This window comes from Nocardia sp. NPDC060220 (assembly GCF_042727815.1).
Classification (GTDB): Bacteria; Actinomycetota; Actinomycetes; order Mycobacteriales; family Mycobacteriaceae; genus Nocardia.
The window spans coordinates 1-6,655 of sequence record NZ_JBHWZY010000355.1 but is presented as its reverse complement, the minus strand read 5'-3'; the positions used below and the strand labels follow the sequence as shown (position 1 = coordinate 6,655).

The 6,655-nt window shown below is 66.1% G+C and carries 6 protein-coding genes; 5 read left to right on the top strand and 1 reads right to left on the bottom strand.

Annotated features, from left to right (window positions below; genetic code table 11):
- A partial coding sequence (locus tag ACFWF3_RS19205) for a hypothetical protein (RefSeq protein WP_379314695.1) occupies positions 1-1,002 on the bottom strand: 1,002 nt, incomplete at its 3' end.
- A 242-nt stretch (positions 1,003-1,244) separates the two neighbouring features.
- Between ACFWF3_RS19205 and ACFWF3_RS19200 the strand changes: the two genes are divergently transcribed.
- The 5 genes from ACFWF3_RS19200 to ACFWF3_RS19180 form a co-directional block, all read left to right on the top strand.
- Complete coding sequence (locus ACFWF3_RS19200) at positions 1,245-1,514, top strand: hypothetical protein (protein WP_378990060.1); 270 nt, start codon at positions 1,245-1,247, stop codon at positions 1,512-1,514.
- A gap of 15 nt (positions 1,515-1,529) precedes the next feature.
- Positions 1,530-3,362, top strand: a complete 1,833-nt coding sequence (gene glmS / locus ACFWF3_RS19195; RefSeq protein WP_379314694.1) for a glutamine--fructose-6-phosphate transaminase (isomerizing) — start codon at positions 1,530-1,532, stop codon at positions 3,360-3,362.
- Between the two features lie 52 nt (positions 3,363-3,414).
- Positions 3,415-5,883, top strand: a complete 2,469-nt coding sequence (pepN, locus tag ACFWF3_RS19190) for an aminopeptidase N (protein ID WP_379314693.1) — start codon at positions 3,415-3,417, stop codon at positions 5,881-5,883.
- Between the two features lie 110 nt (positions 5,884-5,993).
- A complete protein-coding gene (locus ACFWF3_RS19185) occupies positions 5,994-6,194 on the top strand; it encodes a hypothetical protein (protein ID WP_378628880.1) in 201 nt (66 codons plus the stop codon).
- Between the two features lie 50 nt (positions 6,195-6,244).
- On the top strand, positions 6,245-6,655 hold a 411-nt coding region (locus ACFWF3_RS19180; RefSeq protein ID WP_379314692.1), incomplete at its 3' end, for a sigma-70 family RNA polymerase sigma factor.

The following is a 6,655-nucleotide window of genomic DNA, read 5'->3' as shown; positions in this document are numbered from 1 at the left end:
GAGCATGATCTCGAGCCCGATCGCCGATGCCATGAGATCGCCTCGGCTGCTGCGGGTTTCACGTCGCTGGCGGCGATCCTCGACCAGCAGCCAGCCGACCGTCTGCGCGTCGGCGGTCCGCAGCAGTTTCGCGTCGGCCTGCCAGCCGTTCGCGGTATCGCAGCGCGACAGCGCGCAGACCAGATCGGCCATGACGTGGTTGGCGGTGACCAGCGTCGGCTGATGCCGTGGACGGCGTGACACCACCGGAAGATCACCCAGCCTGGCCGAGGAGGACACGAACGACATCGCGGTGAGTGCCGCCGCGGCGGTACGCGCGGCGGCCACGGCGTCGGCGGCGTTGGTGCGCAGCAGCGCGCGATGGATCGAGTCCGCCAGCGGCGCGACGCCGAACTCCGCGTAGTGCAGCAACAACCAGGCCAGCGGCATGTCGCCGAGGACCGGCGCGAGCCGTTCGTTCAGCTCGTACAGCAACGCGGCCGACTGCTCCGGCTGACGTGATCGCGGCGCCTCCCCGGTGAGGTCACGCCATTCGAGCAGTGCCAGATAATTGGGTAGCAGCAAGCTATCGACCAGCTCACTCACCTGAGCGATGACGAATTCGAAATCCAGTTCCGTCATCGCCCCCGGCCCGACCGAATTCACCACCGGGTTACCGTCGAACGGATCGAAACCCGATTCGTCCAGAGCCAGATCGAACAACAACTCCGCGTGCCCGAGCCTGCCGACGACTCTGCCGACAAAGGGCACCACCCCTCCGTCTTCCACCGCAGTTGCCGCACCGAGAAGGCAATTTACCATCGCGCCTTCGGCTTTCGCGTGCGCACAGAACCTGCGCAGCCGCTGGTGCACGATATCCTCGGTATCGAAACCCGTCCGCACGATCTCTTCCGCGATCGTCACGATTGCCGCGTCGACGACGTATTCTGGCCTGCCGCCTGCTTCATCCGATGCCGACGCGGGGCCCGCGAAATAGAGCCGGTCACTGAATGCGTCGCCCATTCGTCGCCTCACCACAACCTCCACTCGGATGCGCAGTATTCCGTGTACTCGACACCCTTCCAGCAAATTGTTCGCAAGTCGCGGCTCACACCTCACAAGGCGATAACGGCATGAACTCCGCGCGCACCGGCCGGACCGACTGCATGCATGACGCGTCCCATCGAGGCGCTGTCGCGACACAATCTGCCCGAATTCGGGCAGGGATGTTGGCGAACCAGGTCGGGGCAGGCATGATCGTGCGAGTGAATGACGGGGTACCCACCGAGTTGGTCCGCTATGTCGTGGCGTCCACCGGCCTACCCGAACGCGTGGCCGCCCGGGTCGTCGCCGACATCGTCGGCTACTTCGACGAAACGGCCGAGCAGTTCGTCCGGCGCAGGCACGCCGAGCTGCAAGCTCGGGAGATGCGCAATGCCGAGATCTGGCGACGCCTCGAGATCGAACTCGGCGAGCGCCCGGTCGCGGCACCGTCATTCACCGAACGGCAACTTCGTCGCATCGTCTACGGGTAAGGGGTTCATCACGCCATGTGTGGAATCGTCGGATACATCGGTCACCGGCAAGCTGTTCCCGTGCTGCTGGAGGGTCTGCATCGGCTCGAATATCGCGGCTACGATTCGGCCGGATTGGCACTGCCGCATCGCGGCAAGGCGCGCGTGTGCAAAACCCGGGGCAGGGTGCAGGACCTGCGCGACAAGGCCGACACCACCGCTCTGCGCGGCACCGTCGGCATCGCGCACACCCGCTGGGCCACCCACGGCGAGCCCAGTGACGCCAACGCCCACCCGCACACCGATGTCAGCGGCCGTATCGCCGTGGTGCACAACGGCATCGTCGAGAACGCCGAACAGCTGCGGGCCGAGCTGACCGCGCTCGGCATCGATCTCGTCTCCGACACCGACACCGAGGTGATCGCCCACCTGGTCGCGCGCGAGCTCGAGGAATCCGAATCTCTCGAAGACGCCGTTCGCGCCGCGCTGCACCGGGTTCGCGGCACCTACGGTCTGCTGGTCCTCGACGCGCGCCGTCCGGCCGAGCTGGTGGTCGCCCGCAACGGCAGCCCCATCGTGCTCGGCGTCGGCGACGGCGAGATGTTCGTGGCCTCCGATGTCGCCGCCCTCGTCCACCACACCCAGCGGGTGGTGTTCCTCGACGACGGGGAGCTCGCGACCATTCGCGACAGCGAATTCCGCACCAGCACACTGGGATTCGAGTCCGAACAGACCGACAAGACCCCGACCACCATCGACATGGTGGCCGAGGACTACGCGCTCGGCGGATTCCCCGACTTCATGCGCAAGGAGATCGCCGAACAGAGCGAGGCGGTGCGCCGAGCGCTGCGTGGGCGCCTCGACGACCGCTTCGCCACCGCCCACCTCGGCGGGTTGAACATGGACGCCCGCGAACTGCGCAGTATCAGCAAGGTCGTCTTCCTCGGTTGCGGTTCGGCCTACTACGCGGGCCAGCTCGGTGCCCAGCTGATCGAGGAACTCGCCCGTATTCCGGCCACCGCGGAACCGGCCTCGGAGTTCCGCTACCGCAATCCGGTCGTCGATCCCGATGCGCTCTACGTCGCGATCAGTCAGTCCGGCGAAACCCTCGACACCCTCGCCGCGGTGCAGGAGCTACAGCGCAAGGGCGGCCGGGTCATCGGCGCCGTCAACGCGGTGGGCAGCGCTATCGCTCGCCAGTGCGGGGCAGGGGTGTTCCTGCACGCGGGCCCGGAGATCTCGGTTGCCTCGACCAAGGCATTGACCAATATGACCGTGTCGTTCACGATGCTGGCCCTGCTGCTGGGCCGGGTTCGCGACCTGTCGGCTGCCGACGGCCATCGCATCGTCGACGGCCTGCGCGCCCTGCCGGCCGCCATCGACCAGGTCCTCACCGACGAAGACGCGATCGCCGAGATCGCGCACCGCTACGCCAAGGCCCGCAGCATGTTCTTCATCGGCCGGGTGCGGGGGTGGCCGGTCGCCCGCGAAGGCGCGCAGAAGCTCAAGGAGGTCTCCTACGTGCACGCCGAGGCCTACCAGGCCTCCGAGCTCAAACACGGCCCGCTCGCGCTGATCGACCAGGAGATGCCGAGCGTGGTGATCGTCCCCGACGACGAACTGCTGGCCAAGAACCTCAGCACCATCGAACAGATCAAGGCACGCGGCGGACCCGTGATCGCCGTCACGAACGCGGACCTGCCGCCGGACGCGGCCGACGAAGTGATCCGGGTCCCGCGCGTCGCACCGGAATTGGACCCGATGCTGCTCACGATTCCGCTGCAGCTGCTCGCCTATCACACGGCCATCGCGCTCGGCCGCGATGTCGACAAGCCGCGCAACCTCGCGAAGAGCGTCACCGTGGAGTAGTTGTCGCGTGGAGTGCGACGCACGGCGCCGGGGCGGCTGGCAGGATCGAGGCGTGAACACCGCGAACCTGAGCCGCTCCGAGACCGCCGCGCGATCGGCCGCGATCACCGTCCGCGCCTACCGCGTCGAACTCGATCTGTCGACGGCCCCGGATCAGTCCCAGGATGGTTTCGCGACAACGACCACCGTCGAGTTCGGTGCCTCCGTCGAACAGACGTGGCTCGACTTCATCGGTCCGTCGGTGGAATCGGTGACCGTCAACGGCACGGATGTCGCCGTCGAGTACGACGGAGCCCGGCTCGCGCTCGTCGGCTTGTCGGAGACGAACGTCGTTGTCGTGCGGGGCACCGGTGCCTACAGCCGCTCCGGTGAGGGGCTGCATCGGTTCGTCGATCCGGTCGACAACCAGACCTACCTCTATACCCAGTACGAGCCGGCGGATGCGCGGAGGGTCTTCGCCTGCTTCGAACAGCCGGATATGAAGGCGCCGTTCACGTTCGCGGTAACCGCACCGGCCGGGTGGCAGGTGATCTCGAATCGGCCGTTCGCGGCAATCCAGGACAACGGCGTGCTCCAGAACGTCGAGTTCTCCCCCACCTTGCCGATCTCGACGTACATCACCGCGGTCGCGGCCGGCCCGTACCATCGCGTCGAATCGTCGTGGACGCGAGGGGAACTCACGATCCCGCTCGGGATCTATTGCCGCGCTTCGCTGGCCCGCTACCTGGACGCCGACACGATCTTCGAGGTGACGAAGCAGGGTCTGGGCTTCTTCGCCGAGAACTTCGACTACCCGTACCCGTGGGGCAAGTACGACCAGGTGTTCGTTCCCGAATACAACCTGGGTGCGATGGAGAACCCCGGACTGGTCACGTTCACCGAGGCCTACGTGTTCCGTGGGGCGGCCACCGCCGCCCAGTACGAGGGCAGGGCCAACACGATCCTGCACGAGATGGCCCACATGTGGTTCGGCGATCTGGTCACGATGGTGTGGTGGGACGACCTGTGGCTCAAGGAATCCTTCGCCGACTACATGGGCGCACTCGCGAGCTCGGAGGCCACCGAGTGGACCGACGCCTGGGTAGCATTCGCGAACCGCCGCAAGGCCTGGGCGTATCTGCAGGATCAGCTGCCGACCACGCACCCGATCGTCGCCGATATCACCGACCTCGAGGCCGCCAAACTCAATTTCGACGGCATCACCTATGCCAAGGGCGCGAGCGTACTCAAACAGTTGGTCGCCTATGTCGGCCGGGAGGAGTTCTTCTCGGGTGTACGCCGGTATTTCCGCACGCACGCATTCGGCAACACGACTCTCGACGACCTGCTGGCCGAATTGTCGGCGGATTCCGGCCGTGATCTGGCGGGCTGGGCGCGGGCCTGGTTGCAAACGACCGGGGTGTCCACGCTGACCCTCGACAGCGGTGCGATCGTGCAAACCGATCCGCGTCCGCACCGGCTCGCTGTCGGGCTCTACGACTTCGATGCCGAGGGTGACTTGGTGATTCGCGAGCGCGTGGAACTCGACATCGTCGACGCTCACACACCGGTGACTCTCGCACCCGCTGCGCTGCGGCTGCTCAACGACGGTGATCTCACCTACGCGAAGGTCCGTCTCGACGTGGATTCGCTCGCCACCGTGGAGAGTTCACTGAATCGGGTCACCGACCCCCTGGCGCGCGGACTGATCTGGTCGGCACTGTGGAACGCCACCCGTGACGGCGAACTCCACGCCGAACGCTACCTGTCGATGGCTCGTGATTTCGCGCCCGTAGAAACGAACATGGCGCTGCTCACCGCGGTCCTGGCGAACGCGTCTTTCACCATCGGGCATTATCTGCCCGATCCGGCGCGAGATCGGTGGCGCGGTGAATGGCTCGAATCCTGCTGGGCCACACTGCATTCGTCGGCACCGGGTTCCGGCGCGCAGCTGGCGTGGGCGCGTGCGGTGGCGTCCGCCGCCACCGTCGACGGCCACCGTGCCACCGACATCCGGGCGATCCTGCTCGACCGGGCGCCGGAGGGTCTGGCCCTGGATCCCGATCTGCGCTGGGCGCTGTGGACGGCGCTGGCCGCCACCGGTGAGGCGAAGCTCGCCGACCTGGACGCCGAGGGGGAACGAGACGGCACCGCATCGGGGCGAACCGCTCACCTGCGCGCACTCGCGGCCCGCCCGCGAGCAGATGTCAAAGCCGCGGCATGGGATTCTGCGCTGGGCGACCCCACCCTGACCAACGACCACCTCGATGCCACCATCGACGGGTTCCGCGCCGGCCGCCACCGCGACCTGATCGCGCGCTACGACGACGACTATTTCGCGGCACTGCGCACGGTATGGGATCAGCGGAGCATCGAGATCGCTCGACGCATCGTGGTCGGGCTCTTTCCCGCCGCCGATTCGCTCGACGGGGTCGACCGATGGCTCGCCGCGAATGCCGACGCACCGAGTTCGTTGCGTCGCTTGGTCGTCGAACAGCGTGACCACCTCGCCCGCGATCTGCGCGTGCGCGATGCAAACTGATCTTTCCCATTGCACGTCGGGTTAAACATCTAAATCCGAAAAGGTACCTCTGTCAACCCCAGTCAACCAATAACGGTTTAATAACCGACGCGTTGGTGAACCCTTGATCTATGACCAACTCACGTAATCGGACAACGAGTACGCCGAGCATGGATCTGACCAGCACCACCATCATGTTGGCCACCTGCGTGTTCTTCCTCTTCGGCCTGGCTGCGCTCACCGGATCGCTGCCCGCCGCGATCTTCGGCGCCGTCGGCCTCGGCGCGGGAATGATGATGACGTTCAGAATGCTGGACCTGCACGCACTTTAGGTTCACCTCCGCAGATCCGGAGAGCATTCGAAGGCCAGGAGCTGATCCGCATGTCCGAGACCACAGACCGCACCTACGAAAACGCCGAACCCCTGTTCGCACACTGGGCGCTGACCGATCCCCGCAGCCCCGAACACGACGCTCTGCGGGACCGGATCATCGAGGTCTGTCTACCGCTCGCCGAGCACATCGCTCGCAAGTACGCAGGCCGTGGCGAGATCTTCGACGACCTGCTCCAGACCGCGCGGCTCGGCATGGTCATGGCGGTCGACCGCTACGACGTGACCACCGGTTCACCGTTCCTCGGCTTCGCGGTGCCGACCATCATGGGTGAGGTGCGCAGGCATTTCCGCGATCACATCTGGCCACTGCACGTTCCCCGTCGCGAAAAAGAACTCCAGGGCAAGGTCAGGGAAGCGACCGAAGAGATGAGCCGTCGGCTCCAGCGCTCCCCCACCGCC

Coding starts and splice junctions, on each gene's coding strand:
- ACFWF3_RS19185 (WP_378628880.1), top strand. CDS start 5,994: ATGACCAACTCACGTAATCGGACAACGAGTACGCCGAGCATGGATCTG.
- glmS (WP_379314694.1), top strand. CDS start 1,530: ATGTGTGGAATCGTCGGATACATCGGTCACCGGCAAGCTGTTCCCGTG.